This window comes from Halomicrobium sp. HArcel3, from assembly GCF_058933135.1.
The window spans coordinates 18,009-44,770 of sequence record NZ_JBZYDN010000010.1 but is presented as its reverse complement, the minus strand read 5'-3'; the positions used below and the strand labels follow the sequence as shown (position 1 = coordinate 44,770).

Sequence of the window (26,762 nt, the reverse complement as noted above, 5' to 3'; positions counted from 1 at the left end):
GTTCGAGCGATCGAACGAGGACAAACTCCGGTCTGATGACGTCTTGGGAACACTTTTCTTCCGCTCGTCCGGTGTGGATCGTATGCGCCTCGGATCCCGAATCCCTCTGGTCCCTGCTCTATCCGGGTTCTTCGCCGTCCTCGGTCTGGCGTTGGCGGCCTACCTCCTGGTCACTGTCTCGGGCGATCAGTCTGGGGGTGGCTTCGTCGCCGGTCTCGCGGTGGCGCTGGCGTTGGTCGTCGGGACGACCAGTCTCGTGGCCCTCGGCGAGGCGATACTGCTCGCCCTTTCGCTTCGTCGGTCTGATCCGACAGGCTGGTCACGGCGGTTGCTCGAAGCCGGTGCCCTCGCCGGCGGACTGGCTTCGCTCTTCCCGCTCCTCTCGACCGGTTTCGTCTTCGTTACGCCGTACAGATCGGAGCTCAATGCCCTCGCGTACCGTGCGATCGGGCCGCTCTTCGGTGCCTGGGCCGTCTTGACCGTCGTGGGGTTCTTCGCTTTCGTCGCTGGCGGCGTCTGGCACCTGCGTATCGCGACCCGTGGTTCGAGGACTGATGCGTAACCACCTCTGCCGCGACGATGGCTGTCGCCGTCCGATCGAGGCGCGTAACGGAGAAAGCGTCTGAAATCCCCAGGATTCGTCTCTACAGCCCGGCGACGTCCTCAATGGCGTCGGTGAGCGCCTTCACGCTCTCGACGTCGTGTTCGCCCATGTGACCGATGCGGAACGTCTGCTCGCCGAGCTGGGAGCCGTAGCCGTTGGAGAACACCATGTCGTACTCCTCGCTGACGGTCTCGATGGTCCCGGCGACGTCGATGTCCTGCGTGTTCTCGATGCACGCGACCGTCTGGGACTCGTAGCCCGCCTCGGGAAACATCGCGAAGTGCTCGTCGGCCCAGTCACGGACGTACTCGGCCATCTCCTCGTGGCGTCGGTCCCGCCCCAGGTGACCTTCTGTGAGCATGTGCTTCATCTGCTTGCGGTAGGCCAGCATGACCGGGATGGCCGGCGTCGAGTGCGTCTGGCCCTTCCGGTCGTAGTAGTCCAGACAGCGGCGGAAGCCGCCGTACCAGGAGGAGGTCTCTTTCTCGACCTCGCGGTCGTAGGCGTCCTGGCTGACGACGCAGACGGCGAGTCCGGGCGGCATCGCGAAGGCCTTCTGCGTGGACGTGAAGATGACGTCGATCGAGTGTTCGTCGATGTCGACGTAGTCCCCGCCCAGCGCGGAGACGGCGTCGACGACGAAGTACGTGTCCGGGTACTCGGCCACGACGTCGCCGATCTCCTCGATGGGATTCCGGACGCCGGTCGAGGATTCGTTCATCACAGTCGCGACGACGTCGTAGTGTTTGTCGCTCGTTTCGAGCGTCTCGCGGATGTCATCGGGCTTGATCGCCTGGCCCCACTCGTACTCGAGACGGTCGACGTCCTTCCCGAGGCGTTCGGCGACGTTGGCGTGGCGCTCGCTGAAGCTCCCACAGGTCGGCACGAGGATGTTCTCGTCGACGAGGTTGAGCGTCGAGGCCTCCCAGAACTCCGTCCCCGACCCGGTGAGGATGATGACCTCGTTGTCGGTGTCGAGGAACTCCTTCGTGTCCTCGACGATGGTGGTGTAGAGGTCGGTCATCCGGTCCATGCGGTGGCCGAACATCGGCTGGGCCATCTCCTGGATGACGTCCTCGCGTACCTCGGTCGGACCCGGGATGTACAGCGTCTTGTCGGGGTAGTCGTCTTTGTATTCGCGTTTGTTGCTCACGCAGGACACCTCTCAGTAGTGGTCCCGTTGCGGCGGGACGGTATGGTAGTTTTGATACCGTCACGGAATGGAGCGCTCGGGCCCGCTCGCTCAGCCCCGCCGGGAGACGCGCTGGTCGGTCCACCAGCCGGCAGCGACGAGCAGCGCGACGGTCAGGATCACCGGTCCATGGAGGAGATCACCGGGCAGGTTCGCGGAATCGAGATCAGCAGCGACGAGGTGGATGCAGCCGATCAGCGCCGCGGTGCCGTACGCGCCGTGGACGACGATCCGTCTCGCGCTCCCGCAGAGCCGAAAGTACACGCCGAGCGCGACGGCTCCTACGAGTGCGAGACCGACACCGCCCCGCAACACGCCGACAGTGACCAGAATGATCAGTACGGGAATCGTGACGAGAATCGAGAGCACCTGGCGCGTCCCGTCGTTCCGGTCGAAACTCCTGACGAGTCGGGCCAGCGTCCCCTCCTCGGTGGCCGTTCCGCTGGCCACACGGCGGGCGTCGCCCGGCACTTCGAAGTCCGCACCGCAGTGCATGCACCACGCGGCCCTGGCGCTCACCTTCCCGTCACAGCGCGGACAGCGGGGATCCGTGGCCATCCTCGTTTCGACGACTCGGGGGCCGTAATTAGCAATTCCGATCGTCACTCGTGTTGTCACTTTACACTACTTCACGCCGAGGGCAGGGGCCGCTCTCGCTCCATCCATCGGCCTGTCGCGTCCTACCGCCGGTGGGTCACCATCTCCACGGGCCCGTCGGGTCGTAGCGTGATCGAGGGCGAGAAGGAGAGGTCGTCGAGCGGTTCGAAGCGCCACTCCTGGGCGATGGTCGCGAGCACCAGCCTGGCTTCGAGCATCGCGAACCGGTCGCCGATGCAGCGCCGCGGGCCGCCGCCGAAGGGGAAGTACGCGTAGGGCGGGAGCGACGCCTCCATCTCCTCGGTCCAGCGGTCGGGCCGGAAGGCGAGCGGGTCGTCGTACAGGTCGGGGTCGCGGTGGAGCACCCACTGGTGCATCGACACCGTCTCGCCGGCCGGGATCCGGTAGCCGCCGACGACGTCGTTCACCACTGGTTCGCGGACGAGTTCCCAGACCGGCGGGTAGAGGCGCATCGACTCCTTGACCACCCGCTCGGTGTACGTGAGGTCGGCGAGATCCTCGACCGTCGGCGGGCGGCCGCCGAGCACGTCGTCGAGTTCCTCGCCGAGGCGTCGTTCGACGTCGGGGTAGCGCCCGAGGACGTGGAACGCGTAGGTGAGCGCGAGCGCCGTCGTCTCGTGGCCGGCGAGCAGTATCGTCACGATCTCGTCCCGGGCCTGTTCGCGAGGGAGGCCGCCGTCGTGCACCCCTGTCACTCCGTTCCCACTCGCACCCGAACCGGCGTGGTCGTCGACTGCGCCGGCCTGGCCGTCGACCAGCAGCGAGACGACGTCGCCCTCGTCCGGGTCGGCCGAGCGGTCGTGGTCCGCGAGTATCTCGTCGGCGACCCGCCGGAGCGTCTCGACCGCCCGCCGGAAGCGGCGGTTGTTCCGCGTCGGCAGCCACGACGGCACCTCGACCGGGTAGCCCATCCGGTCGGAGACGACGTCCATCACCACCGTCAGCGCCCGTCCGATGTCGGCCTCGGATTCGCGGATGTCGGCGTCGAACAGCGCGTCGGCGACGACCTCGACGGTCAGGCGCATCATGTCGGCGTGGACGTCACGCGCCTCGCCGTCGGTCCACTCGGCCGCGACGTCGCTCGCGTAGGTCGTCATCGTCGCCGCGGCGTCGGCGATCTGGTCCGGGTGGAACGCCGGCTGGAGGCGGTGGCGGTGCTCGCGCCAGAACGACCCCTCGCTGGTGAGCAGTCCGCGGCCCAGGACGGGTTCCAGCGTCCGGTCGAAGAGGTCGCCCTTGACGTAGCGCTCGTTGCGGTCGACGAGGACGTGCCTGACCAGGTCGGGGTCGCTCAACTGGTAGACGGAGTACGTCCCGAGTTCGTAGTACGAGACGGGCCCGTACTCGCGGGCCGTCCTGGTGACGAACTCGAGCGGGTCGCGTGCGAACGGGCGGACGCTACCGACGAACGGGAGACCGGTCGGCCCGTCGGGCGTCGCGTCCGCGCTCGCGCCCGTCGTGCGGGGCTCGGTGGCGGCGTGGGTAGGTTCTTGCATGAGTCGTGTTCCCGGGGCGGGGTCCCGGCGCGTCGACGCGGAGATTGGGGCCCCGGGGACAAACCTCTACTGCGTGTCAGGTCCGGGCGGCGAGTTCGTTCCCGGCTGCCCCAGGGGTCCAGAAAGTCCAGGCCCGAGACGGGCAGCATCTCGACGTCCAGTGCTTCGAGCCGTCGCTCGACGGCGTCGGCGTCGTCGACGACCAGCCCGAAGTGACGGTGCTGGTCGGAATCCCCGGGGTCGTCGACTTCGGAGAGCGCGAGGAACTGGTCGCCCATATCGAGGAATGCGCCCGAGCCGGTTCGGCCGCGCAACCCGAACGCGAAGATTTCGCCGTAGAAGTCCAGGGCGTCATCGACGTCGCCGACTTCCAGCGCGACGTGGTTGATGCCGACGAGGCGAGCGCGCGAGGTATCGGAGTCGTTCATGCTCTGGAATTGGCGCTGTAGCATCATGAATGATGGACGGTCGTCGCCACGGCTTCGGCGCCAGTTCTATTACATCTGATTACGTAGTTATGGTGATTACGATGCCCATCGACGTCGAGGAGTTCGAGACGGCTCGGGAAGCCGAACTCACGGCTACAGGAGACGGTCCCACCAACGCTGAACGCGTGTTAGCGTTCCTCGGTGCCAACGACGACCAGGCGTTCACGCCCAAGGAGATTCGCGTCGAGACGGAGGTCCCACGCGGGAGCGTCGGCGTCGTCCTCTCCAGGCTGGAAGACCGGGGACTCGTCCGCCACCGCGGCGAGTACTGGGCGATAGCCGAAGACGCGGACGTCGACGTAGCGCTGACGACAGCCCGCACAGCACAGGCCGCGGCCGAGCGGCTGGGGAACGAAGACCCGGAAGAGTGGGGGCCAGGGGCGGAGGACGATTTGGAGGGTCAGTAGATGCCCGAACGGGATGAGGTCTGGTGGGGACCAGCGCCGCACAAGGAGACGTCGGCCTATCGACCGTGGCTACTTCTCAGTACGGACGAGCATCCGTTTGCGGCCGAGGAGTGCATCGGCGTTGCCATGACAACACAGAGCCACACGGAAGCTATTCGAGTTCCAGACGACGCCTGGACCAGCGGCGGGTCGAGCAAGCAGGCGTACGTCTCGCCGTGGTACGTGGCGACGATGAAACACGCCGCGTTCGACAGGCGACAGGGCTCGCTTCACGAGCCGTTGATAGAGCGCGTCGCGAGTGCGTTGCACTCGTACACTCCCGAATCGCCGACCCGGTGAAGCCACACTTATTTTCCCCGACGACGGGGCACCAGTATGGACCACGAGACCGCCGCCGTCCGCTGCGCCGAGATTCTCGACGCGGTGGGCAGCGCCGTCATCGCCGACGACGCCTTTCTGGAAGCGGTGCTGACGGGCGTCCTCGCCCGCGGGCACGTCCTGCTGGAGGACGTCCCCGGTACCGGGAAGACCCTGACCGCACGCTCCTTCGCGAACGCGCTCGACCTGTCCTTCCGGCGGATCCAGTTCACGCCCGACCTGCTGCCGGCGGACATCACCGGCTCGAACGTCTACAACGAGGGCGCTGGCACCTTCGAGTTCCAGCCCGGTCCCATCTTCTCCCACGTCGTCCTGGCCGACGAGATCAACCGGGCGCCGCCGAAGACCCAGGCCGCCCTGCTCGAAGCGATGGGCGAGGGCCAGGTCACCGTCGACGGCCAGACCCACGCCCTCCCCGACCCGTTCTTCGTCATCGCGACGCAGAACCCCGTCGAGCAGGAGGGAACCTTCGGCCTCCCGGAGGCCCAGCGCGACCGCTTCGTCGTCAAGACCGCCATGGGCTACCCCGAGTTTGAGGGCGAGCGGAAACTCATCGACCGGCGCGCCGACCGCACGGCCCAGGCCCCGAGCGTCACCGCCATCGTCGACGGCGAGCAGATCCCCGACCTCCAGCGCGTCGCCGAGTCGGTGACTGTGGACGGCAAGATCCGGGACTACGTCGTCGAACTGGGGCGGGCGACCCGCGAGGACGACCGCGTCGACGTCGGCGTCTCACCGCGCGGCATCCAGCGCCTCTTCGAGGCCGCGCGCGCCCGCGCCGTCATCGAGAGCCGCGACTACGTCGTCCCGGACGACGTCAAGGCCGTGGTCGCGGACGTGTTCGCTCACCGACTGGTGCTCACGGCCGACGCGAGCGTCCGCGGCGTCGAGCGCCACGACGTGGTCGAAGACGTCGTGAGCGAGGTCGAAGTGCCCGCCGTCGCACAGTAAACGTCTTCTCCCGGTCCTCGATTATCTGAGCGCCACGACCAGCAACAGCAGGCCGCCGAGGACGGCGACGAGGCCGAGCGCCACGGGCCCGGTGCTGGCGTCGACGGCACCGACACCGCCGATGAGCAGCGCGACGCCGGCGCCGACGCCGCCGACGGCGAGGGTCCCGGTCGCGTGGACGAGTTCGGCGCGGCGGGTGTTCGCCAGGCGGCCGACTTCCTGGCCCAGCGTCACGCCGAACTCGCCGGCGTCCCAGACGAGGACGGCCCCGACCAGGGCGCCGAGGACGAGGACGTTCGAGACGTCGAGGACGCCGGCGAAGGCGGCGGTGTTGAACAGCGCCAGGCTGGCGATGGTGACGCCGGCCGTCCGTCCCTCGACGTAGCCCGTGGCGAGGACGGCCCAGAGCGCGCTCACGGCCACCGTCGTCAGGAAGAGCAGCGCTGCCGCGGCGGCGACGCCGATGGTCGTGAAGCCGTACACGTTGATCACGGGAGTGACGGCGTCCATGAACTGGGTCGAGAACTGTCCGGGGAGTTGCCCGGCCACCCACGCGACGGCCTCGAAGAGCACGTCGTCGGAGACGGCGAACGCCAGCGCGACGACGGCCACGCCGCCGGCGAAGGGGGCGAGGACGCTCCCGATGCGGTCGGGGGAGCTCTGGACGAGGCGCCGCAGCAGCCAGACGACGGCGGCGACGGCGACGCCGCAGAGGATCAGCCACCAGGCCAGCGAGCGGAGCGCGGGGTTGGCGGTGACGGCGAGTACCACGTCGTACAGTCCCGACCCGAGCGCGGCCCGCAGCTGGCGGGGCGGGACGGCGAGGTGGACGATGGCGGCGATCGGGACCGCTGCGACGACGACGAGGCCCGCCCAGAACAGTCGTCGCTGTCCCGCCTCGATGCGTTCGCGGTAGTCGTCTCCGGTCTCGTTCTCGGGGAGGAGCTCGGTGATCGGTAGCGCGTGGACTCCCCGGTGGGCGGCCAGCAGGGCGGCGCCGGCCATCACCGCGAACGTGGGCAGGTGCGGTCCGAGCGGGTCGGGCTGGAAGAACAGGCTCGTGATCCCCCGGAGGACGTCGCCGACGACGGTCTGTATCCCCGGACCGGCGGCGTTCGATTCGAGGAACTGCAGTGCGGCGCTGCCGGCGAGCAGTATGGCGAGACAGAACGGGACGACGGCGGTGCGGACCGCCGTCGTCGTCGCGTCTTCGAGCGTGTCGGCGTCGAGGACGCCCCGCGTCGCGGTCGTCGCGCCGAAGACGGCCGCGACGGCGCCGGTGACGACCGCCGCCCGCGCGGTGAGCGCGATGACCGTCCCAGGCACGTCGGCGGCAGACGGGACCGGAAAGAGTCCGCCGGCCAGCACTAGCACCGTCCCGGCGGTCGCGGCCACGATGCCGACGCCGACCGGGAGGACCAGCACGCTGGCAAGCACACTGCCGGCGGCCTCGTGGCGCTCCCACCCCGACGCCCAGACGACCCCGGCGAGCGTGACGGCGCCCATCGCGCCGAGGAGGGCCGGCCAGACGACGTCCGCGGCGCGGACGAGCGCCGCGGCGGTGACGACGCTCGCGAGGACGACGACGAGCGTGCTCGTGCGGGTCGGCTCCGGGTCGTCGACGGCGTCGTGTCCGGTCATGCTTTGAAGAGGTCCGCGAGCGACGCTCGCAGGGCGATGTCGATCGGCTCGTCCAGGTTCCAGTCGATGCACGTCGCGCCGGCCAGTTCGACCGACTGGACGCGCAGGTCGCGCTCCAGCCCGACGACGGACTGGCCCAGCCCGTCGCCGCGCGTGACGTCGGGGCTCACTACCGTCGTCGGGTAGCCCCGCGCCGCCAGGCTCTGGGTCAACGTCACCGGCCAGTCGTCGACGAACGGCGAGAAGAGGACGACCTGGGCCGTCGGCGGCAGGCGCGCCAGCAGTCGTCGGGCCGCGTCGTCGACGTGTGGCGTCTCGCCGCCGTCCGCAGCGGGAACCGTCTCGTCGTCGGTCTCCGGGGACGGCGGCGCGTCGGTGTTCGGGGGTTCGTCGGTGGCTACGTCGGCGTCCCTGCGGCTCGCGGGTCGCTCACGCTCCCCGCTCGCTCGTCCGGCGGCGTCACTCACGTCGTTCGCTACAGCCGCCTGTATCCCGTCGAACACCTGCGACACCCGCGCGGCCGTGCCGCCGTCGCCGCCGGGGTCGACCCAGACCAGGTCGTCGGGGTCGAGGCCGCCGACGACGTCGTCGGCGTCGAGGCCCACGGCGACGACGCTGGCGACGACGCTCGTCCGGCCCAGCGCGTCGAAGAGCCGTTCGGCGGCGTAGGCGCCAAGTTCCGCCCCCGTCGGGTAGCCGGCGTCGGGGGTGACACGCGTGACGGTGCGGGCGTCGACCACCAGCACCGTCCGGACCGCCTGTTCTTCACGGTACTGGACAGTCGTGAGCTCGTTCGTCTTGGCGAACCGGCGCCAGTCGATGCGGGAGACGGGGTCGCCGGACTGGTAGTTGCGCGTCGCGTGGAACTCCAGGCCGCTCCCGCCGCTGTCGGTGGGGAGCGTCCCGGCCCGCGGCAGCGTCGCGTCCGCGAGGGGGACCTCGGAGACGACGTTTGCGCAGGTGACCGAGGCGTCGCCCTCGGCGTCGAGCGTCGCGGTGGCGACGGCCGTCGCCGCCAGCGGGCGCACCCGGGCGACCGGGTCGTCGAAGGCGAAGGTGCCGCGCTTGGCCAGCAGCGAGTACCGAACGGTGACGGAGTCGCCGGGTCGGAGCGACTCGCAGGCCCGCGGCGACCCGTCGACGACGGTGAGTTCGCCGGGGACGCCGTCGACGATCCGGACGTCCGTCAGCGCCGCGTCGCCGTCGTTCGTCACCGTGAGCGCGACGTCGACGGCCTCCCCCGGCGTCGGGTTGTCCGTCTCGACGGTCCGCTCGGCGCGGAGGCTGGCGCCCGGCGGGACGCGCGCGACGGCGCCGTAGAGGACGTAGGCGAGCGGGACGGCCGTCGCCGCGAGCAGGAACGGTTCGGCGGCGAGCAGCCCGACGCTCACGAGCGTCAGCGCGCCGACGAGCGCGACGCCCCAGCGGCCGACGCGCTCGCTCATGACTCACCCCCTACCGGGTCGTCGCCGGCCAGTCGACCGGCGGCACGCACGGTCCCATCGAACCGCCGCTGGCGCTCGCCCTCCGGGTCGAGCCAGAGGCGCAGTCGCGACCACAGTGAGTGAGTCGGCCCGTCGTCGTCGGCGAGCGTCGCCGCCGCGGTCCGGTCGTCGGTCCACTCGCCGTTCCGGACGGCGGTGCGCGCCTCGGCCACCGAACACCCCGTGGCGCGTGCGTAGGCGCCCGTCACCGTCTCTCTGAGGCGGTCGCGGACGTGCCGGGTCGCACCGTCGTTCCCCCGGACGGCGGCGTCGATATCTCGTTCGATTCCCGCCGCCGTCAGGTGCTGGCGCGCGCTCGTGACCGACTCCGGCGGGCCGGCGGTCGCAGCGTCGAAGGCGTCGGCCTCGCCGCCGCCCGCCGCGGTCGCTCGCCAGCTCACCGCCGACACGAACAGCCCGACGACGGCGCTCGCCGCGAGCAGCAGGTGTCGCCGGTCGACCTCCCCCAGCGCACTCGCGAGGCCGGCGAGCGGCCCGATGGCCTCGACGACGCCGGAGGCGAACACCGCGACGGCCGCCAGCACCGTCACCAGCGTGCCGAGGGCGCCGAAGAGGAGGATCCGCGGTCGCATCAGTCGGCCACCCCCGCGTCGGTTCCGCCGGGATCCGCCTCGGCGTCGCGGTCCGACGCGTCGTCGGCGTCGCCCGCGTCGTTCGCCGCCGCGGCGTCGGCAGCCTCGACCGCGGCCTCGATGGCCTCGGCCGCCGATTCGACGCCGGGTGCCCGCTCGTCCGGGTCGCGCTGGCCGTACTCCACGGCCCGGAACGCGTCCCGGAGCCGTTCGACCTCGGTCTCGGGGAGGCCGTCGACGGCGACGGCGTGGGCGGCTATCTCGCCCGGTGTCCGGGTGTGCGGTCGCCGGATGGAGACGGCGTCGAGGAAGCGGCCCCACGATTCCCGGATCGTCGCGTGGGCGTCTCCGGCGTACCCGTCGTCGTCGCCGTTCGAGACGACGCCGGCGACGCCCAGATCTTCGACTGGAGTCCGTGCTTCCGCGACCCGCTCGCGGAGCCACGCCCGGAACGCGTCGAGCAGGTCCGCGACGTCGCGCCGGCCCTCGACCAGCGCCCGGAGGTGTTCGACGGTCAGGCGCGCCCGCACCGCGAGTCGGGTGAGCGCGGTGTCGGCGGCGTCTCCGACGGCGACGACCGCTCCGACGACCCACTGGCCGGCGAGCCAGACCCAGTGGCGACCGCGGGCGGCGTCGACGCCGTAGCGGCCCGCCCCGAGGACGACGCCGCCGACGAGGACGCCGGCTGCCAGGCCGACCAGCCCGAGATTCAGGAAGAGGCCGTCGTAGGTCGTCCCGCGGCGCTGGCCGTACTTCGCGACTTCGACGGTGGCCCCGGACGCGAAGGGAAGCGTCGCCGTCGCCGTGCCGTCGACGCCGGTGGTCGCGACCCGCTCGCCGTCGACGGTGACGTTGGCGCCGGGCGCCGGGTCGCCGTCCACGGTCGCGTCGACCGCGACGCCGGTAAAGGGCAGCGCGAGCGGGGCTGTCGGCTCCGTGGTGACGTTCAGCCGCGCCAGGTCGAGCGTCGTCTCGCCGGTGACGGAGCCGCGTTCGACGGCCAGCGTCACGTTCCCGGGTTCGGTCGGGAGCCGCACGTCCGCCCGGCCGTCCCGGTCAGTCCGGGCGACTTCCTCGCCGTCGAGAGTGATCGGGGCGTCACGGACGGGGACGTCGTCGACGAACGCCGTCACGGTCACCGTGTTGCCGGTGACGGCGTCGCCGGTCACCGTCACCGTCGCGTTCGTCGACAGGGTGAACGTCGTCGAGGAGTTGGCCTGCGGGCCGTCGACGGCGAAGAGGCGTCCGTCCTCGCCCTGGGGGACGATGGGTGCGACGAGCCCGGCGTTGCGGCCGTCGACGACGGAGACGTTCAACTGCTCGGCGTAGGGAACCTCGCCGACGACGGTGCCCGCTGGTCCGGTCTCGCCGACGGAGTCGCCGTTGAACAGGACGGTCGCGTCGGGGACGACCTGTCCGTCTCGCGTCACCGTGACCTCCACCGTCGCGCCGGGCGCGGCCGAGCGGTTGAGCGCGACGGTGTACTCGCCGGCGTCGCGCTGTCGGTCGTCAGTCCCGCCGCCCCCTCCCTCGCCCTCGCCGCTGCCGGGGCCCGTCTCGTCACCTTCGCCGTCGGTGCTCCCGGTCGGCGTGGGCGTGTCAGTTGGCGTCCCGGTCGGCGTGGTGGACGCCGAGCCGTCCGCCGTCTCTGTGCCGGCGCGCCCGTCGGTCTCGTTGGGCGTCGGCGTCGCGCCGGGCGTGGGGGTCGTTTCGGGCGACGGCGTCTCGAATGACTCGCCGGTCTGGTTCTCCAGGGATTCTTGCTCCTGCTGGAGACGGTCGCTCGCCGGCGTCGGGTCGAACTGCACCCAGCCGACGTCGGGGAAGTACACCTCGACCCAGGCGTGGGCGTTCATCCCGCGGACGGTGTAGGTGTTCTCGCCGACGGGCTGGCCGGTGGAGTAGCCGACGACGTAGCGGGCCGGGACGTCCTGGCTCCGCAGCATCGTCACCATCGAGGTGGCGAAGTACTCGCAGTAGCCCGCGTCCATCTCGAAGACGAACTCGCTGGCGACGTCGTCGTCGGGTGGTCGGCTCACGTTCAGCGTGTACTCCTTGTTCGACTCTAGCCAGGCCTCGATCCGGGTGGCCCGTTCGTAGGGCGTCGAGGCGCCGTCTGTTATCTGACTCGTCTTCGCCCCGAGGCGTCCCTCGGTGCTGGCCGGCAACTGGGTGTACCGCTCCTCGATCTCGGTGGGGTAGTCCGTGCCGGCGGTCCGGAGCAGGTTCTCGTCCGACGGCGGCCGGTCGCTCACGCCACGATAGGTCGTCCCGGGGCCGAGCGCCGCCTCGGCCTGGACGGCGCCGCCGTCGGTGACCAGCAGGTTCTCCCGCGAGACTGTCTCCGGGCGCCAGACGGTCGGGAGCGACCTCGCAGTGCGGTTGAGCTCCACCTCGTAGGTCACCTCGCGGCCGTCCGGGCCGCGCGTCTCGATGGACCCGTTGTACGGTCGGGTCTCCCCGTCCTGCTTCCATCCGGTGCCCGTATAGTTGCCGTAGACGCCGGTGCGCCAGTAGGCTGGGTCGGTGCTCCGGACGACGAAGTGTATCTCGGCGTTCTGGGACTGCAGTGCGTTCTGGCCGCCGAGCGACCCGCCGACGTTCGTTTGCTGGCCGGGACTCAACGCGCCCATGCTGCCGCCGCCGGGGCCGGCCGTCGAGACGCCGCCCCCGCCGGAGGAGCCGGCGGGAATCGGGACGATGGACTCGACCGGGCTCTGGGTGCCCGCCGGTGCGAGCACTGGGAGGGCCGAGGCGGCGACCAGCACGGCGAGCAGCGAGACCAGGACGAGCAGCACTCGCGAGTAGTCGCGCGAGCCGTCGAGGTCGGGAAACGGAGAATCGTCAGTAGACATGCCTCAGGATGATGATAATCGACGGACCGCACGGAAGGCGTTGGGGGACTGCACTCGTGATAGTTCGTTTGGTTCTCGGCAGGCAATAAATGTAGCCGTCTGTGAGTGACCGGTTCGGGGCCGAGGACGCGGCGACGGTGGGGCCGAGACCCGCCGGGGCCACGCCAGCAGTCGTCCGGACGACGACGGATTCCGTCGACGGGTCCGAACCGCGGGCCGAGCTGTAGCGGTGCTACGGGGCAATAATATCAGATTCACATATACAAATTTTCTCTGTCAACACTGGTGGCAGACGAGCTGTCGGCCGGTGATCGTGCCAGAGACGACTTGCACGATCCCGGTCGACGACTTGCTGACTAAATCCGCCGGATACTGATGTTTCAGGTGGTATCATGGCTGATCTGTGTCTCGGACTCGTCACTCTGGGCAACCCACTCCGCACGTTCGCGATCGGTGTGTTGATGGGGCACGTTCGTCGACGGTAAGCGCGTACACGGCCTCTCTGGGACATTTTCGTTCGCTTGCCCGTTCTTGCGATGGCATTTCTTTCCAGCCCGGGGGAGCGCTCTCGAATAGCATAGGATTTCTGAATATTCGATAGTCCTATTTGTGATAGTATGATTGTGTGGTCCGACACGGCCCCGTTCGACAGTGGCCCGTTGTCGACGGTGACGACGGCACCTCCTGCCTGGTGAACGTCACCTCCTGATGCGTCGCCGACGTCGAGGACGTCTCGACAGCGGACAGTGCGAACGTCGTACAGTACGACTGGATGGTGGGCGGCGGTCAGCGATGGGAGTTCGACCTGCTGTCGCTCCCCCTTAGGAACTTTTGACTTTCCACGCCTACCATATTATTAAAATTATATTGTGGAAAATATATATCAAGTTCGCCTGCATTAGTCCGAAATGCATGACAGACAGTCATGACGATCCGCAGATAGAACGACGTAGCGTCCTGAAATCACTCGGCGCAGGGGCACTCGGAGCGGCCGGGGCGGCCGTCTCGACCGGTTCGGCGACGGCAGACCCGAGCTCGACGCACTACCACAACCCGCTGTACGGACCGGACTTCGCCGACCCGACGATTCACCGGGCCGACGACGGGACCTGGTGGACGTACGCCTCGAACATGAGCTACAACAACGACGCCGACGAGCGGCTGGTGCCGATTCTCTCCTCGCAGGACCTGGTCAACTGGACGGACGAGGGGGACGCGTTCGACTCCAGGCCCGGGTGGCTGTACGGGTCGATCTGGGCGCCGGACGTTCACTACCACAACGGCCAGTGGGTGCTGTTTTACTCCCTCTGGCCGCGGGGAGACGACGACAGTCTGGTGCCGGGCATCGGCGTCGCCACGTCCGACACGCCCGACGGCCCGTTCACGGACCACGGGGAGATCCTCTCCAACCCGGATCACCCCTACCCGGGCAACACCATCGACCCGTACTTCGTCTACCAGAACGGGACGCCGTACCTCTTCTGGGCCAACTTCGCCGGCGTCTACGTGGTGGAACTCACTCCCGATCTCCAGGCGTTCCGCTCTGGAACGTTCGATCAGATCGCCGGGAGCGCCTACGAGGGGACGGTCATCTTCCAGCGGGGCGACTACTGGTACTTCTTCGGCTCGACCGGCGACTGCTGTGATGGCTTCGACAGCACGTACGAGATCGAGGTCGGGCGCTCGGAGAACTTCCTCGGGCCGTACTACGACATGAACGGGACCGCGATGCTCGACCGCAACGAGTGGAACGCGGGTCCGACCCATCTCGGGGACAGCGATCGCTTCGTCGGGCCGGGCCACGGCGACGTGACGGTCGCGGACGACGGCTCCTGGTGGTTCGTCTACCACGCCTACGACACCCAGGGACCGGAGTTCGCCGGCGAGTACGGCTGGCCGCCCGCCCGCCAGCTCTTCCTCGACCCCATCCAGTGGGAGAACGGCTGGCCGGTGATCGGCTGCGACGGCACGCCGTCCCTCGAGATGCCCAATCCCGGTCAGGGCGGCTACTGCGGTGGCGGTGGTGGCGGCGGCGACGGTGGCAGTGGTGGCGACGGTGGAAGCGGCGGCGACGGTGGCAGCGGCGGCGACGGTGGCAGCGGAGGCAGTGGCGGTCCCATCTCGACCGGGACCTACCGGATAACGAACGTCAACAGCGGCCTGTTCCTGGAAGTCGCCAGCGCCGGAACGAGTGACGGCGACAACGTTCGGCAGTACTCGGACACGGGCCACGCGTGCCAGACCTGGGACGTGAGTCGGAACGACGACGGAACCTACACCCTGGCGAACGGCCACAGCGGGCTGTTCCTGGAAGTCGCGAGCGCCTCGACCGACCAGGGGGCGAACGTCCGGCAGTACTCGGACACGAATCACGCGTGTCAGACCTGGAACGTCGTCGACAACGGCGACGGGACCTACCGACTGGTCAACGGCCACAGCGGCCACGTGGCCGACGTGGAAAACTCCTCGACGAGCGACGGCGGGAACGTCATCCAGTACGGCTGGTGGGAGGGCGACAACCAGAAGTGGTACTTCGACCCGGTCTGACGACCCCGGGCCCACCCTCTTCGTCCCGTGCGTCGGGATCCATTTTTCGACAACTGAACGTCGAATCAGGTGTCGCAACGCGCCCCCAGCGGCTGCGATCTGCGCCTCGACGGCCAGCACAGTTCGCCTCGGTGTGCAACCGCTCGCGCGTCGGGTAGCGGTGCCGTCAGCGTTACAGGCGAGCGCACTCCACCAACCCATCCGCCGTCACCGGAACGAGAACGGCACGACGTTCGGTCGTGCCGGGCGTTCACTTGGCAGGCCGGGCGGTACAAGTCCCGTCAGGCACCTACAGCGGTGGGCCTGCCGTCCATCGGCCGTATCGAGATCGTCCGGCATAACCGGATAGTTCTGTGCGCACGCTGACAGCCCGAAACCGACGACCGGCAGTCTACCAGGGATGGGCTACTCGACAGCGGGTCGTTCACGATCGCCGGATCCGTACTCCCACCCGAGCAGGTTTCCTTCGTTCGAATAACGGCGCTAATTTTGTTATGCGGGCCACGCGTCTGTTCGTCGAGGTCGACCGGTGCACTGGCCGCCTCTTTCCGCTGTTACCGGATACTGGTCGGTGGAACGCGCCCACTGACGAAGCGGGGGACGACGAGACGTCTCGATGGACTCGCGAAATAAGTCAGAATCCTCTCTTGAGATCTGTTCTGTCACTTTCTACTATTTTGTACGCCACGATTGAATTTTCAACTCCTGATACTCTGGTGGTCGTGAGATATTTATTGCCTCAAATAAGCACATTGTGGGGGGATTTTCGTGTGTTCTCTGGATCCGGTACTGTCTTCTATTTTCTGATGATTGGGGAACTTCGAGTGTCGACTGATGGTTATATGTATCCTGTCTACTCTGGAAAAGCATAGCTTCTCTATTGTGTTTTCCGCCACTCGCCGACGTCCTTTGCCAGCTCCTGTCACAGCGAATATTGCCGTAACTCTTGGTTATAGATGTCTGGAGATATATGCATGACGTACATGACCAACGACGACGCCCAGGGGTTCGGGACGCGCTGTGTCCACTCGGGCCAGGCCGAGCCCGACTCCTCCACGCGCGCTCGCGCGCCCCCCATCTATCAGACGAGTTCGTACGTCTTCGAGGACGCCCAGCACGCGGCGGACCTGTACTCGCTCGCGGAGGACGGCAACGTCTACTCCCGGTTCGACAACCCGACCGTGGCGATGCTGGAACAGCGCATCGCCGACCTCGAAGGGGGGACGGCCGCCGTCGCGACCGGTGCGGGGATGGCCGCGCTGGACGCGGGAACCTCCATCCTCGCCAGCGCGGGCGAGAACATCGTCTCGGCGGCGTCTATCTACGGCGGTACCCACGGCTATATGCGGACCATCGGCGCGCGCCGCGGGATCGAGGCCCGCTTCGTCGACACGCTCGACCCCGACGCGTACGCGGAGGCCATCGACGACGACACCGCCTACGTCCACTTCGAGACCATCGGCAATCCCTCGCTCGTGGTGCCGCCCATCGAGGAGATCGTCGAGGTCGCCCACGAGCGCGACGTCCCGGTGTTCGTCGACAACACGTTCGGGACACCCTATCTCTGTAACCCGCTGGAGTACGGCGTCGACGTCATCTGGGAGTCGACGACGAAGTGGATCCACGGGTCGGGCACCACCGTCGGCGGCGTCCTCGTCGACGGCGGCAGCTTCCCCTGGGGCGACCACCCCGAGAAGTACCCCGAACTCGGCGGCGAGAGCCCCGGTTTCCAGGGCGTCAACTTCTCGGAACAGTACGGCGACCAGGCGTTCGCGATGGCGGCCAAGCAGCGCTCGGTCCGCAACCTCGGCGACGGCCAGAAGCCCTTCGACGCCTGGGCGACGCTGCAGGGCCTGGAGACGCTCAAACTCCGGATGGACCAGCACTGCTCCAACGCGCTGGCCGTCGCGGAGTTCCTCGAGGACCACCCCGACGTCGCCTGGGTCACCTACCCCGGACTGGACGACCACGAGACCCACGAGGCGGCCGAGAAGTACCTCGATGGCGGATGCGGTGGCATCGTCACCTTCGGCCTCGAGGGCGGCTACGAGGCCAGCCGGCAGTTCTGCGAGGAGGTCGAACTCGCCTCCTTCCTCGCCAACATCGGCGACGCGAAGACGCTCGTCATCCACCCGGCCTCGACGACCCACGCCCAGCAGTCGGAGGAGGAGCAGCGTGAGAGCGGCGTCACGCCCGACCTCGTGCGCTGTAGCGTCGGCATCGAGGAGCCACAGGACATCATCGCCGACTTCGACCAGGCCATCGAGCGGGTGAACTGACGTGGAGGGGACATAGGATGGAAGTCGAACACGACACCGTCTCGCTGGGCGAGTTCGAGTTCGAGTGCGGGGAGACGATTCCGGACCTGGAGATCGAGTACGAGGCGTACGGCGAGTTCACGGGCGACAACGCGGTGCTCGTCTGCCACGCGCTGACCGGCAGCGCCCACGTCGCAGGCACCCACCGCAGCGACACGGGCGGCCAGGCCCGCGCATGGTGGGACGACATCGTCGGCGCCGGGAAGGCGATCGACACCACCGAGTACTACGTCGTCTGCGCGAACGTTCCCGGCTCCTGCTACGGCTCGACCGGGCCCGCGAGCGAGAACCCCGAGACAGGCGAGCCCTACGGCACCGACTTCCCGCCCGTGACGGTCGGGGACTGGACGGACGCCCAGCGCGCGCTGCTGGACGAACTCGGCGTCCCCCACCTCCACGCCGTCGTCGGCGGGTCGGTCGGCGGGATGAACGTCCTCGAGTGGGCGACGCGCCACCCCGACCACGTCGAGCGCATCGTCCCCATCGCCGCGGCGGCCCGCCTCGACACGCAGTGCCTCGCCATCGACGCCGTCGCCCGCCGGGCCATCACCACCGACGAGGACTGGAACGACGGCGACTACTACGGCGAGGACCGGTCGAAGCCGACTGACGGCCTCGCGCTGGCGCGACAGCTCGGCCACGTCATGTACCTCTCGAAGGCGAGCATGGAGCGGAAGTTCGGGCGCCGCGCCGCCGGCCGGGACGCCGTCCGGTCGTTCCCGGCCGACCCCGCCGCGAACTTCTTCCCCTACCGTGACGTCGAGAGCTACCTCGACTACCAGGCCGAGAAGTTCGTCGAGCGCTTCGACGCCAACAGCTATCTCTACCTGACCCGCGCGATGGACAACTACGACCTGTCCTCTGGCTTCGAGTCCGACGCCGACGCGCTGGCCGCCTTCGAGGGCGAGGCACTGGTGATGTCGTTCACCGGCGACTGGCACTTCACCACCCAGCAGGCCGAGTCCCTGGCCGATAGCCTCCGGAGCGCGGACGTGGAGGCGGCCCACCACGTCGTCGACTCGGACCACGGCCACGACGCCTTCCTCGTCGAACCCGACCACGTCGGCCCGCCGGTGGCGGACTTCCTCGAAGCGGGCGTCGCCGGCAACGCCGTGACGGACACCGCCGGCGACGAGGAGGAGGGCGAGAGCGACTTCGCGCCGGTGCACACGAGTCTGTTCTCGTAAGAGAGGTTCCGAGCCACGCGAGGAACCTCGGTTAGGCGAGCGGGAGCGAAGCGACACGCGAGCAGAAAGGGGCGAGCGGAGCGAGGCCCTCGGTTTAGCGAACGGTGCGCGAAGCGAGCCGTGAGCACAGCGGTTTCGACCGAAGGGAGATAAGCGCTTCCCCGACGTTCCGCACTGGAAATTCTTGTTACAGAACTAAGGGGTTTGCCGTCGTAGGCACCGGTATGGCACTGTACGCACTGGACGACGTCGACGACGCTTACGGGGTAACCCGTGCGTTTCTCACCAGTATCGACCGCACGACGTGGCTCAAGCTCGCGCTGATCGTCTTCTTCGTCGGTGGTGCGGGCGCCAACTTCCCGGGAACGGGCTTCTCGGGCGGGAACGGCGGGACGGACCCCGGAGCGCCGCCCGCCGAGGAGTTCCCGGCCTTCGACCCCGGCCCGGACGTCTGGCTCCTCGTCGGCGCCGTCGTCCTCGTTCTCGTGATACTTGTGCTGGCGCTGCTCTTCGTCGCCGCGGTGATGGAGTTCGTCTTCGTCGAGTCGCTCCGGACGGAGGACGTCTCGATCCGGGAGTACTGGGGCCGGTACTGGCGCAAGGGGCTGCGTCTGTTCGGCTTCCGCCTGATCGTCGGGCTGGTGTTCCTGGCGCCGTTCCTCGTCGTGATGGCACTGTTCTTCGCGCCCGTCGTACTCGGCGCAGGCGGCTTCGCCGCGCCGCTAGCGGCGCTGTTCGTCCTCCTGCCGGTCGTCTTCGTCCTGGCCGTCGTCGTCGGACTGGTCGACAGCTTCACGACGAACTTCGTCGTCCCGATAATGCTACTGGAAGACCGCGCCGTCCTCGACGGCTGGCGACGCCTCTGGCCGACGATCCGGGCCCAGTGGAAGCAGTACCTGGCCTACGCCGTCGCGGCCTGGATTCTCTCGCTCGTCGGCGGCGTCCTGATCGCCGTGGTGGCCGGCATCCTGATCGCCGTCCTGTTCGTCCCATTCGGCATCCTCCTGGCCGTCGGCATCGGCCTGCTGTCGGTCCTCGAACCGGTCGGCATCGCCTGGCTCGTCGTGACGGGGCTGCTGTTCGCTCTGGCCGCGCTCGTGGTCGCGTTGCTGGTGACGGTCCCGGTCCAGACGTACCTCCGCTACTACGCGCTGCTCGTCCTCGGTGACGTCGACGCCGAGTTCGACGTCATCCCTGAACAGCGTGCAGCCGTCCGCTCCGACGTCGACGAGGCAGCGTAGTCACCCAGGCCCGCCGGCGCTCGGGGTCCAGTTTTATGAGTCTCCTCGGCGAACTGTCACGATATGGCAGACGACCACGAGACCGCTCAGGAACTGGGCATCGGCTTCGGCGAGACGGTGTACTCCGAGGAAGGCGTCGCGCTCGGCACCATCCGCGGCTTCGACGAACACGGCTTCTACGTCACCCAGGAGGACGGCATCGAGGCGCTATCCAGCGAGCACGTCACCCCCGGTCGCTCCGGCGAAGGCGAACTGATGTGGCGTTGCTGGAACTGCGGCGAGATGGGCGAAATCGAGGACATCCCCCAGGAGTGTCCCAACTGCGGCGCGCCGAAGGAGGAGATATACTACTGGACGGAGGACTAGGTGAGCCGGGCGCTCCTTGTTAGCCCTCGGCGATTACTCTCCGATCAGTGTAGGGGGTGTCTGTTACGATCTGGTGTGATTCTGAGCGCTGGCGCCAACGACGACACCAACACCTCGAAAGCCCTCGGCGCGCTCGACTCGCGCGGCTCGTTGCGCGCCTCACTTCGTTCGGTGCTTACGTCGCCGTGCTTCGTCGACCACGCCTCGCCCTTTCAGTCCTCCAGGAACAGCCTCGCTCGCGCGATGAAACGCGCTCGCGATTGACTCCTCACACCTCCCCGGACCCGTCGCGTCCGCTCCGGGTCACGCTTCCTGACCGCTCCGCAACCGCACGGCGGTCGGCCGGGAGCGAGTGGCGCGGCAACGCCGCGCTCTCGCGACCAGGTGAAGGGCAGGGCTGCGGTCCTTGGAGGAATGAAAGGGCGAGGCGGGGTCCGGGAACCCGGGCGAGGCAAGCACCGAACGGAGTGAGGCGCGCAGCGAGCCCCGGGACTGGAGCCCGCCGAGGGCTTTCTGGCTGTTGGCGGTCTCGTTTCTTCCAGCAAAACATCAACGAACTACCCGGTCAGTACACACCCACACACATCACGCGGGCAGCGCCTTTTTCACGGGGCCACGCCCACCCGCTACCAATGAACGTCGTCGTCTTCGGTGCGGGGAGTCTGGGAAGCCTACTCGGCGGACTACTCGCCCGGGAGCACGACGTCACGCTCGTCGGGCGGGACCCGCACGTCTCCGTGGTTCGGGAGGGTGGACTCCGCGTCTCCGGTGAGTTCGAGTTCACCACGTCGCCATCGGCGACGACCAGCGTTCCCGACGCCGCGGACCTCGCCGTCGTCACGGTAAAAGCGTACGACACCCCCGAGGCGGCCGCGGCGCTGGCCGACTGCAAACTCGATAGCTCTCTCTCGCTCCAGAACGGGATGGGCAACGAGGCGACGCTCGCCGACGAACTCGACTGCCCGGTGCTCGCGGGGACCTGCACCTACGGCGCTCGCCTCGCGGAGCCGGGTCACGTCGAGTGTACCGGCGTGGGGGAGGTCGCACTCGGTCCGCGCGAGGGCGGCTCCTCGACCGTCGCCGACGAGGTTGGGGCGGCCTTCGACGCCGCACGTATCGAGACCACCGTCGCCGACGACATGCACCGGCGGCTCTGGGAGAAACTGGCCGTCAACGCCGGGATCAACGCGACCACGGCGCTGGCTCGCGTCGAGAACGGAGCCCTGGTCGACGGGCCGGGTGGCGACGTCGCCGCGGCGTCGGCCAGGGAAGTCGCCCGCGTCGCGCGCGAGCAGGATATCGACCTCTCCGACGAACCCGTCGTCTCACTCGTGGCGTCCGTCGCGGCCGACACCGCGGCGAATCGATCGTCGATGCTCCAGGACGTCGACTCGGGGTCCAGGACGGAGGTCGACGCCATCAACGGCTACGTCGTCGACGCCGCGGCGGGCGAAGCCGTCCCGGTCAACCAGACGCTGACCGCGCTCGTCCGCGCGTGGGAACGGGAACGAGGGCTCCGCTGACCGCAGCCCCGAACTCGCCGTCCCACTCGGCAGCCCGAACGGACTGGTCACTCAGTCTGTGGGGGCTTTCCGGAAACGGGTGGGAGGTCGCCGCTGACTCAGCTTTCCTCGATTTTGGACTTGACGGTTTTCGCGGTCTTCTCGTCCTCGAACAGCATGAGGAGGAGTCCGTTCCAGTCGCCCGCGGTGACACTGTCTGCGAGGCTCGACGCCACGCCGTACGTGTTCGCCTCCTCGCCGTCGACCGTCACCGTAATCGTGGCGTTGTCGGGGGCATCGGCGGCTCCGGTCGCCTGGAGCGCCTGGCTCGCACTGCTGGTTCCCTCGTCGTCGAGCGTGGCCGCGAGTTCGTACCCGTCGCCGTCCGGTTGCTCGCGGACGCCACCGGCGTTCGCCACGGCGTCCACGTCGAACAAGGTCTGTTCGCCGTCGGGCCCCGAGACGGTGGCCAGCAGGGCGCTGGACGGCGTCTGTTCCGACTCGCCGGCCGACCCTTGCGTTTTCGACCCGTTGGACGCCCCTTGCGTTTCAGGTTCGTCGGACGAACCCTGCATGCAACCGGCGGTTCCGAGGAGGGCTGTACTGGAGAGGAGGGCTATCGTGTCTCTGCGGGAACACTGCATGTGTTTTAGCTGATGTTTACCTACCAAGTACTTTCTGGACTAGTTCGTCTTTGGGACAGATCCACACTCCCTGCCGTGGTTCGCCCTCGCGAAATCTCCGACTTCGCTCAGTTCCGGAAGACGCTTCGCGCCTTCCGACCTTCGCAACCCCCAAGGGATTGCTCAGTTCCGATGGACTCGCGTTGCTCGTCCATCGACCCTCGCGGCCGCTTCGCGCCCGCTCAGTTCCGCTTCAGGACGTACACCGCGGCCGCCCCGCCGACGACCAGCGCGAACACGTAGCTCTCGACGCGGTAGAGCAGGGCGACGGTGGTCGCCGTCGACCCGGACGAGACGGTCGTCAGCGCGAGGATGAGGACGACGAGGAGTCCGGACACCGCGCCGCTGCCGCCCGGTGACGGTGCCAGCCCGGCCAGCGTACTGGCGGGGACGATGAACATGACGAGCAACAGCGGGATGGTCGCGCCGACGGCCTCGGCGGCGGCGAACAGCGGGAGGGCGAAGAAGACCCAACCGACGTAGGCGAACCCGAGCGCGCGAACGAGCGCCCACCGGTCGCGAGCGATCCGCTGGAACGCCTCGTTCAGGTCGCGCATTCGGCGGAGAATGCCCGCGGGCGTCACCACGGGCAACCGCTGGAGGACGGGAGAGAGGAACCGGTGAACGGCGTGGCCGATCCGGCGGCGGAAGCGCCAGCCCACGACGCCGAACACCGGGAGTCCCACCGCGAGGACGGCGAGCATCCCGGCGAAGGGGCGTACCGACGCGGGGAGGCTGGACTGCCACAGGAGCGTCGCGAACCCGACGCCGGCGAAGGTGAAGAAGGGGAGCAGGTTCAGCGTGTCCGCGGTGACCACGCTGGCGAGACTCTCCTCGTAGCTGGCCTCGGTGTCCCGGGAGAGGACGTAGGCGATGAACGGTTCGCCGCCGGCCTGTCCCAGCGGGGTGACGTAGTTGGCGAACGTGGCCGCGAAGTAGGTCACGAGGAGCCGCCGGTACGGGACGTCCACGCCGGAGACGGAGAGGACGATCTGCCACGACTTGCCCCAGGCGGCCAGACAGAGCAGCGTCGAGAGACACCCCAGGGCGACCCAGCCGGGGTCCGCCCGGAGGAGTCCGTCGAGGACCTGTTCGGTCCCGACGAAGTCGACCAGCAGGTAGAGGACGAGGCCGGCGACGGCGAACCCGCCGAGGATCTGGAGGACGGTCTTCCGGTCGGCGTAGTCCAGCAGGACCCCGCCCTGGTCGGACACGGCTCAGTCGATGTAGCCAAGGTCCTTCAGGCGGTCCTTGGCGTCGTCGTCCATGTCGTCCAGTACCTCGCCGTCCGACCCGTCGGCCTCGTCGGGCCAATCGGCGTCGATAGCGTCGACGAACCTAAAGAGGGCATCGCGAACGGCGGCGACCTTGCCGTCCTCGTCGTCCGACGATGCGACGTTTTCGGTCTCGCCGGGGTCCTCGTCCAGCCGGTAGGCCTCGTCGGGGATGCGCGTGTTGTGGATGTACTTCGCGTCCGGCGTGCGCGCGGCGCCCATCCGCGAGTAGAAGCGCGAGTCGGTGTCGAGAGTGATGCCCGCACTGGAGGCCTTCCCCTCCAGCTGTCGCAGTTCGACGACGGGCTGGTGGTACTCGACGTAGCCGACGTCGCCACGCTCCAGGCCGTCGAGTTCGCCGGTGCGGTCGGAGGAGCTCTTGCCAGCGTCGCTCCCGGCGAATTCGCGGTAGTCCGCATTCAGGAGCGACCGGACGCGGTCGAGCCCTTCGCCGTCACCCTCGACGCCGGGCTCACGGGTCGCATCGCTCCCCGTTCGCTCGTTCGGCGTCCCCTCGCTCCGCTCGGCGACGCCCGTCGCGTCCAGCACGGTGTGATAGAGATCGATCAGTTCGACGGTGGTCTCGTCGTCACGGCCCGGTTCGACGTCGGGGTGTTTGACCATGAGCGGGACGTTCACCAGCGGGTCGTAGATGCAGAACTCGTGGCCGTACAGGTCGTGCTCGCCGAGCAGCTCCCCGTGGTCGGCACAGACGACGACCATCGTGTCCTCCCACTGGCCGGTCTCTTTGAGGTGGGAGAAGAGACGGTCGAGCTGGTCGTCCATGTGCCGGATCTCGGCGTCGTAGAGGCCGGAGAGGGCGTCCCATTCCTCGTCGTCGATGTCGCGAGCACCGGAGTTGTACTCCTTGGAGTTCTGGCACACCGCCGTGCTGTCGACGCCGGGGGCGAACTCCTCGGCGTACTCCTCGGGCGGATGGTAGGGGAGGTGGGCGTCCATCAGGTTGACGAACGCGAAGAACTGGTCGGAGTCGTCGACGAACTCGATGGTCTTGTCGACGACGGCGGGCGTCTTGGTGTCGCCGCCACCCCCTTCGGCGAGGTGCTCGTGGATCTTGTTGCCGACCTGGACCATGCGGTCGGCGACGGAGCGGAGGGTGTCGTTGTCGTTCATCGTCTTCCAGAGCGTCGCCAGCGGGCCCGACAGCAACTCGCTGGGCATGATCTGGAAGAAGTTGTCGTGGTCGTCGAAGCCGTCGGTGAGGTTGGTGTAGGAAGTGATCCAGGCGTTCGAGGAGTAGCAGGCGGTGTCGTAGCCCGCCGCGGAGAGGGACTCGGCGAGCGTCGTCGCCCCGTCGAGGTAGGGCGTCTCCTGGGTCGCGCCGTGTTCCGAGGGGTACAGTCCGGTAAAGAGCGAGGCGTGGACAGGGAGCGTCCAGGGGGCCGGCGCGACGGCGTTCTCGAAGACCGCCGCCTCCTCGGCGAACTCGGCGAGGCGGGGCGTCGTCGGCTCCTCGTAGCCGTAGACGGAGAGGTGGTCCTTGCGGACGGTGTCGAGGACGACGAAGAGCACGTTCGTCCCGTCCGTGTCGGTCATACAGCATACGGTTCCGCCCACGAGGTTAAATTGCCCGCTTTCCGGTGGTGTCACCGGCCGCGTGTGGTCGGAAACTGTGCCTCGTCGCGGCCGCTACTCCCGTTTCTGTGCCGCGTCGCGGATCTGCTCGGGGACCGCGGGGACGTTCCCCTCGTCGACGCTCGATCCCTCGATCTCGTCGAGCGACATCGGGTAGGTACGAATATCCATGTGGATGTCGATACCCGCCTCGGAGCCCTCTGCCATCGAGATGGGAACCTGGTTGTGACCGGGGGTGAGGTCGCCGACGGCGTAGACGCCGTCGACGCTGGTCCTGCCGTGGTCGGCGACGGCGACGGTGCCGTCGTCGTTCAGCTCACACTCCAGCTGTTCGGCCAGGTCCGTGTTGTACTCGGAGCCGTACATGGCGAACCCACCGCGGTACTCGCGGACGCTCCCGTCCTCGAACTCCAGGGACTCCAGCCAGCCGTCGTCGCCGTTGTTCACGCCACTGACGTCCGCCTCGACGATATCGACGGGGTGGGCCCGCAGCAGTTCGCCCGTCTCCTCGCTCCAGGTCGGCTCGTCACCCCGCAGGAGCAGGTCGACGTTGTCGGCGAAGTTGAGCATGATCATGGCGACGTAGGCCGCGGAGTCGCCGTGGCCCATCACGTACACCGACTCGTCGACGAACATGTAGGCGTCACAGTGCAGGCAGTAGTGCAGGCCCGCGCCGGTCCGGGGGAGCGGCGGGTCGGGCCGGACGTCAGAGAACCCCGTCGCGAGGACGACGCGGTCGGCCAGTATCTCCCCGCCACTCGCCGTCGCCAGGCGGAACTGCTCCTCGTTCTCGTCCCCGTCCGCCACCGTTTCGGCCGACTCGACGTAGTCCTCGTGCCAGTCGGCGCCGTAGCTCTCGACCTGCTCGCGTGCGGTGGCGAGCAGTTCCATCCCGGAGACGTCCTCGGTGATTCCGATGACGTTGTGCGTGTCGGCCATCATCGCGGCCCGGCCGCCGCCGCGGTCGACGACCGCCGTCGCGTGGCCCAGCCGGGTGGTGTACAGCGCCGCCGACAGGCCGGCCGGGCCGCCCCCGACGACCACTACCTCGTACTCCGTCGTCTCGCTCATGACTATCCATATTTCGTCGATGGACGACTTTAACTGTTCTTTCCTCGTCCGACCGTGCGCCAGTTCGACACCACCTAATCTCGGCAGAAGTAACAGAACGAAATAATAGACACTTTGTTTATAGTAGTGGTGAACGAAGCCAGTCGTTGGTGGCTGGCAGTACCAATAGTGGACCAGTGCTCGGCAGAGAGAACCGTCCACCAGAGGTCGCGATACGGTCGAAATTCGGACGCGTACCCGATCGACAGCCGGCTCCGTGTGTATCGCCAC

The 26,762-nt window shown here is 68.2% G+C and carries 21 protein-coding genes and 1 pseudogene; 10 read left to right on the top strand and 12 right to left on the bottom strand.

Annotated features, from left to right (window positions below):
• Positions 1–82: 82 nt before the first annotated feature.
• Entirely contained in the window at positions 83–562 is a 480-nt protein-coding gene (locus tag AC5FRV_RS18850; protein ID WP_493562634.1) for a hypothetical protein, read from the top strand.
• Positions 563–644: 82 nt separating this feature from the next.
• On the opposite strand, the gene AC5FRV_RS18845 is transcribed toward AC5FRV_RS18850, so the two are convergent.
• From AC5FRV_RS18845 to AC5FRV_RS18830, 4 genes and pseudogenes are all read right to left on the bottom strand, one after another.
• On the bottom strand, positions 645–1,757 hold the full coding sequence (locus tag AC5FRV_RS18845) for a pyridoxal-phosphate-dependent aminotransferase family protein (RefSeq protein WP_493562633.1): 1,113 nt from the start codon (positions 1,755–1,757) through the stop codon (positions 645–647).
• Positions 1,758–1,847: 90 nt separating this feature from the next.
• Positions 1,848–2,354: a hypothetical protein gene (locus AC5FRV_RS18840; RefSeq protein WP_493562632.1), complete on the bottom strand. Its 507-nt coding sequence runs from the start codon at positions 2,352–2,354 to the stop codon at positions 1,848–1,850.
• Positions 2,355–2,476: 122 nt separating this feature from the next.
• Positions 2,477–3,910: a cytochrome P450 gene (locus AC5FRV_RS18835; protein WP_493562631.1), complete on the bottom strand. Its 1,434-nt coding sequence runs from the start codon at positions 3,908–3,910 to the stop codon at positions 2,477–2,479.
• 209 nt (positions 3,911–4,119) lie between these two features.
• Positions 4,120–4,338, bottom strand: a pseudogene (locus tag AC5FRV_RS18830) (VOC family protein); the annotation flags it as partial.
• 101 nt (positions 4,339–4,439) lie between these two features.
• On the opposite strand from AC5FRV_RS18830, the gene AC5FRV_RS18825 reads away from it, so the two are divergent.
• From AC5FRV_RS18825 to AC5FRV_RS18815, 3 genes are read left to right on the top strand one after another with little or no spacing between them, the layout of a single operon-like run.
• A complete protein-coding gene (locus AC5FRV_RS18825) occupies positions 4,440–4,805 on the top strand; it encodes a MarR family transcriptional regulator (protein ID WP_493562630.1) in 366 nt (121 codons plus the stop codon).
• Complete coding sequence (locus AC5FRV_RS18820; protein WP_493562629.1) at positions 4,806–5,144, top strand: type II toxin-antitoxin system PemK/MazF family toxin; 339 nt, start codon at positions 4,806–4,808, stop codon at positions 5,142–5,144.
• A gap of 36 nt (positions 5,145–5,180) precedes the next feature.
• Positions 5,181–6,134, top strand: coding sequence for an AAA family ATPase (locus AC5FRV_RS18815; protein ID WP_493562628.1), 954 nt, complete (start codon positions 5,181–5,183; stop codon positions 6,132–6,134).
• A 21-nt stretch (positions 6,135–6,155) separates the two neighbouring features.
• On the opposite strand, the gene AC5FRV_RS18810 is transcribed toward AC5FRV_RS18815, so the two are convergent.
• From AC5FRV_RS18810 to AC5FRV_RS18795, 4 genes are read right to left on the bottom strand one after another with little or no spacing between them, the layout of a single operon-like run.
• The gene (locus AC5FRV_RS18810) at positions 6,156–7,775 is read right to left on the bottom strand and encodes a DUF7519 family protein (RefSeq protein WP_493562627.1); all 1,620 of its coding nucleotides are present in this window, start codon (positions 7,773–7,775) and stop codon (positions 6,156–6,158) included.
• Positions 7,772–9,220: a DUF58 domain-containing protein gene (locus AC5FRV_RS18805; protein ID WP_493562626.1), complete on the bottom strand. Its 1,449-nt coding sequence runs from the start codon at positions 9,218–9,220 to the stop codon at positions 7,772–7,774. The genes AC5FRV_RS18810 and AC5FRV_RS18805 overlap by 4 nt, the downstream gene beginning before the upstream one ends.
• A complete protein-coding gene (locus AC5FRV_RS18800) occupies positions 9,217–9,852 on the bottom strand; it encodes a DUF7269 family protein (RefSeq protein ID WP_493562625.1) in 636 nt (211 codons plus the stop codon). Before AC5FRV_RS18800 ends, AC5FRV_RS18805 begins: the two co-directional genes overlap by 4 nt.
• A complete protein-coding gene (locus tag AC5FRV_RS18795; RefSeq protein WP_493562624.1) occupies positions 9,852–12,707 on the bottom strand; it encodes a transglutaminase TgpA family protein in 2,856 nt (951 codons plus the stop codon). Before AC5FRV_RS18795 ends, AC5FRV_RS18800 begins: the two co-directional genes overlap by 1 nt.
• A 912-nt stretch (positions 12,708–13,619) precedes the next feature.
• Between AC5FRV_RS18795 and AC5FRV_RS18790 the strand changes: the two genes are divergently transcribed.
• The 6 genes from AC5FRV_RS18790 to AC5FRV_RS18765 all read left to right on the top strand — a co-directional run bounded on the left by AC5FRV_RS18790 (position 13,620) and on the right by AC5FRV_RS18765 (position 21,889).
• Positions 13,620–15,254 carry a family 43 glycosylhydrolase gene (locus AC5FRV_RS18790; protein ID WP_493562623.1) on the top strand — a complete coding sequence of 545 codons (1,635 nt, stop codon included), beginning with the start codon at positions 13,620–13,622 and terminating at the stop codon, positions 15,252–15,254.
• Between the two features lie 983 nt (positions 15,255–16,237).
• Positions 16,238–17,533 (top strand): O-acetylhomoserine aminocarboxypropyltransferase/cysteine synthase family protein, encoded by a 1,296-nt coding sequence (locus AC5FRV_RS18785; RefSeq protein ID WP_493562726.1) that lies wholly within the window; start codon positions 16,238–16,240, stop codon positions 17,531–17,533.
• 17 nt (positions 17,534–17,550) lie between these two features.
• The gene (metX, locus tag AC5FRV_RS18780; protein WP_493562622.1) at positions 17,551–18,759 is read left to right on the top strand and encodes a homoserine O-acetyltransferase MetX; all 1,209 of its coding nucleotides are present in this window, start codon (positions 17,551–17,553) and stop codon (positions 18,757–18,759) included.
• Positions 18,760–18,983: 224 nt separating this feature from the next.
• Positions 18,984–20,000, top strand: coding sequence for a DUF7544 domain-containing protein (locus tag AC5FRV_RS18775; protein WP_493562621.1), 1,017 nt, complete (start codon positions 18,984–18,986; stop codon positions 19,998–20,000).
• A gap of 63 nt (positions 20,001–20,063) precedes the next feature.
• Positions 20,064–20,366 carry a DUF7130 family rubredoxin-like protein gene (locus tag AC5FRV_RS18770; protein WP_493562620.1) on the top strand — a complete coding sequence of 101 codons (303 nt, stop codon included), beginning with the start codon at positions 20,064–20,066 and terminating at the stop codon, positions 20,364–20,366.
• 632 nt (positions 20,367–20,998) lie between these two features.
• Positions 20,999–21,889, top strand: coding sequence for a ketopantoate reductase family protein (locus tag AC5FRV_RS18765; protein WP_493562619.1), 891 nt, complete (start codon positions 20,999–21,001; stop codon positions 21,887–21,889).
• 98 nt (positions 21,890–21,987) lie between these two features.
• Here AC5FRV_RS18765 and AC5FRV_RS18760 read toward each other — a convergent pair whose 3' ends face one another.
• From AC5FRV_RS18760 to AC5FRV_RS18745, 4 genes are all read right to left on the bottom strand, one after another.
• The gene (locus AC5FRV_RS18760) at positions 21,988–22,512 is read right to left on the bottom strand and encodes a hypothetical protein (RefSeq protein ID WP_493562618.1); all 525 of its coding nucleotides are present in this window, start codon (positions 22,510–22,512) and stop codon (positions 21,988–21,990) included.
• A gap of 221 nt (positions 22,513–22,733) precedes the next feature.
• Positions 22,734–23,765 carry a lysylphosphatidylglycerol synthase transmembrane domain-containing protein gene (locus AC5FRV_RS18755; protein WP_493562617.1) on the bottom strand — a complete coding sequence of 344 codons (1,032 nt, stop codon included), beginning with the start codon at positions 23,763–23,765 and terminating at the stop codon, positions 22,734–22,736.
• Positions 23,766–23,768: 3 nt separating this feature from the next.
• A complete protein-coding gene (locus tag AC5FRV_RS18750; protein ID WP_493562616.1) occupies positions 23,769–25,382 on the bottom strand; it encodes a sulfatase in 1,614 nt (537 codons plus the stop codon).
• 93 nt (positions 25,383–25,475) lie between these two features.
• Positions 25,476–26,492, bottom strand: coding sequence for an NAD(P)/FAD-dependent oxidoreductase (locus AC5FRV_RS18745; RefSeq protein ID WP_493562615.1), 1,017 nt, complete (start codon positions 26,490–26,492; stop codon positions 25,476–25,478).
• Between the last annotated feature and the right edge of the window lie 270 nt (positions 26,493–26,762).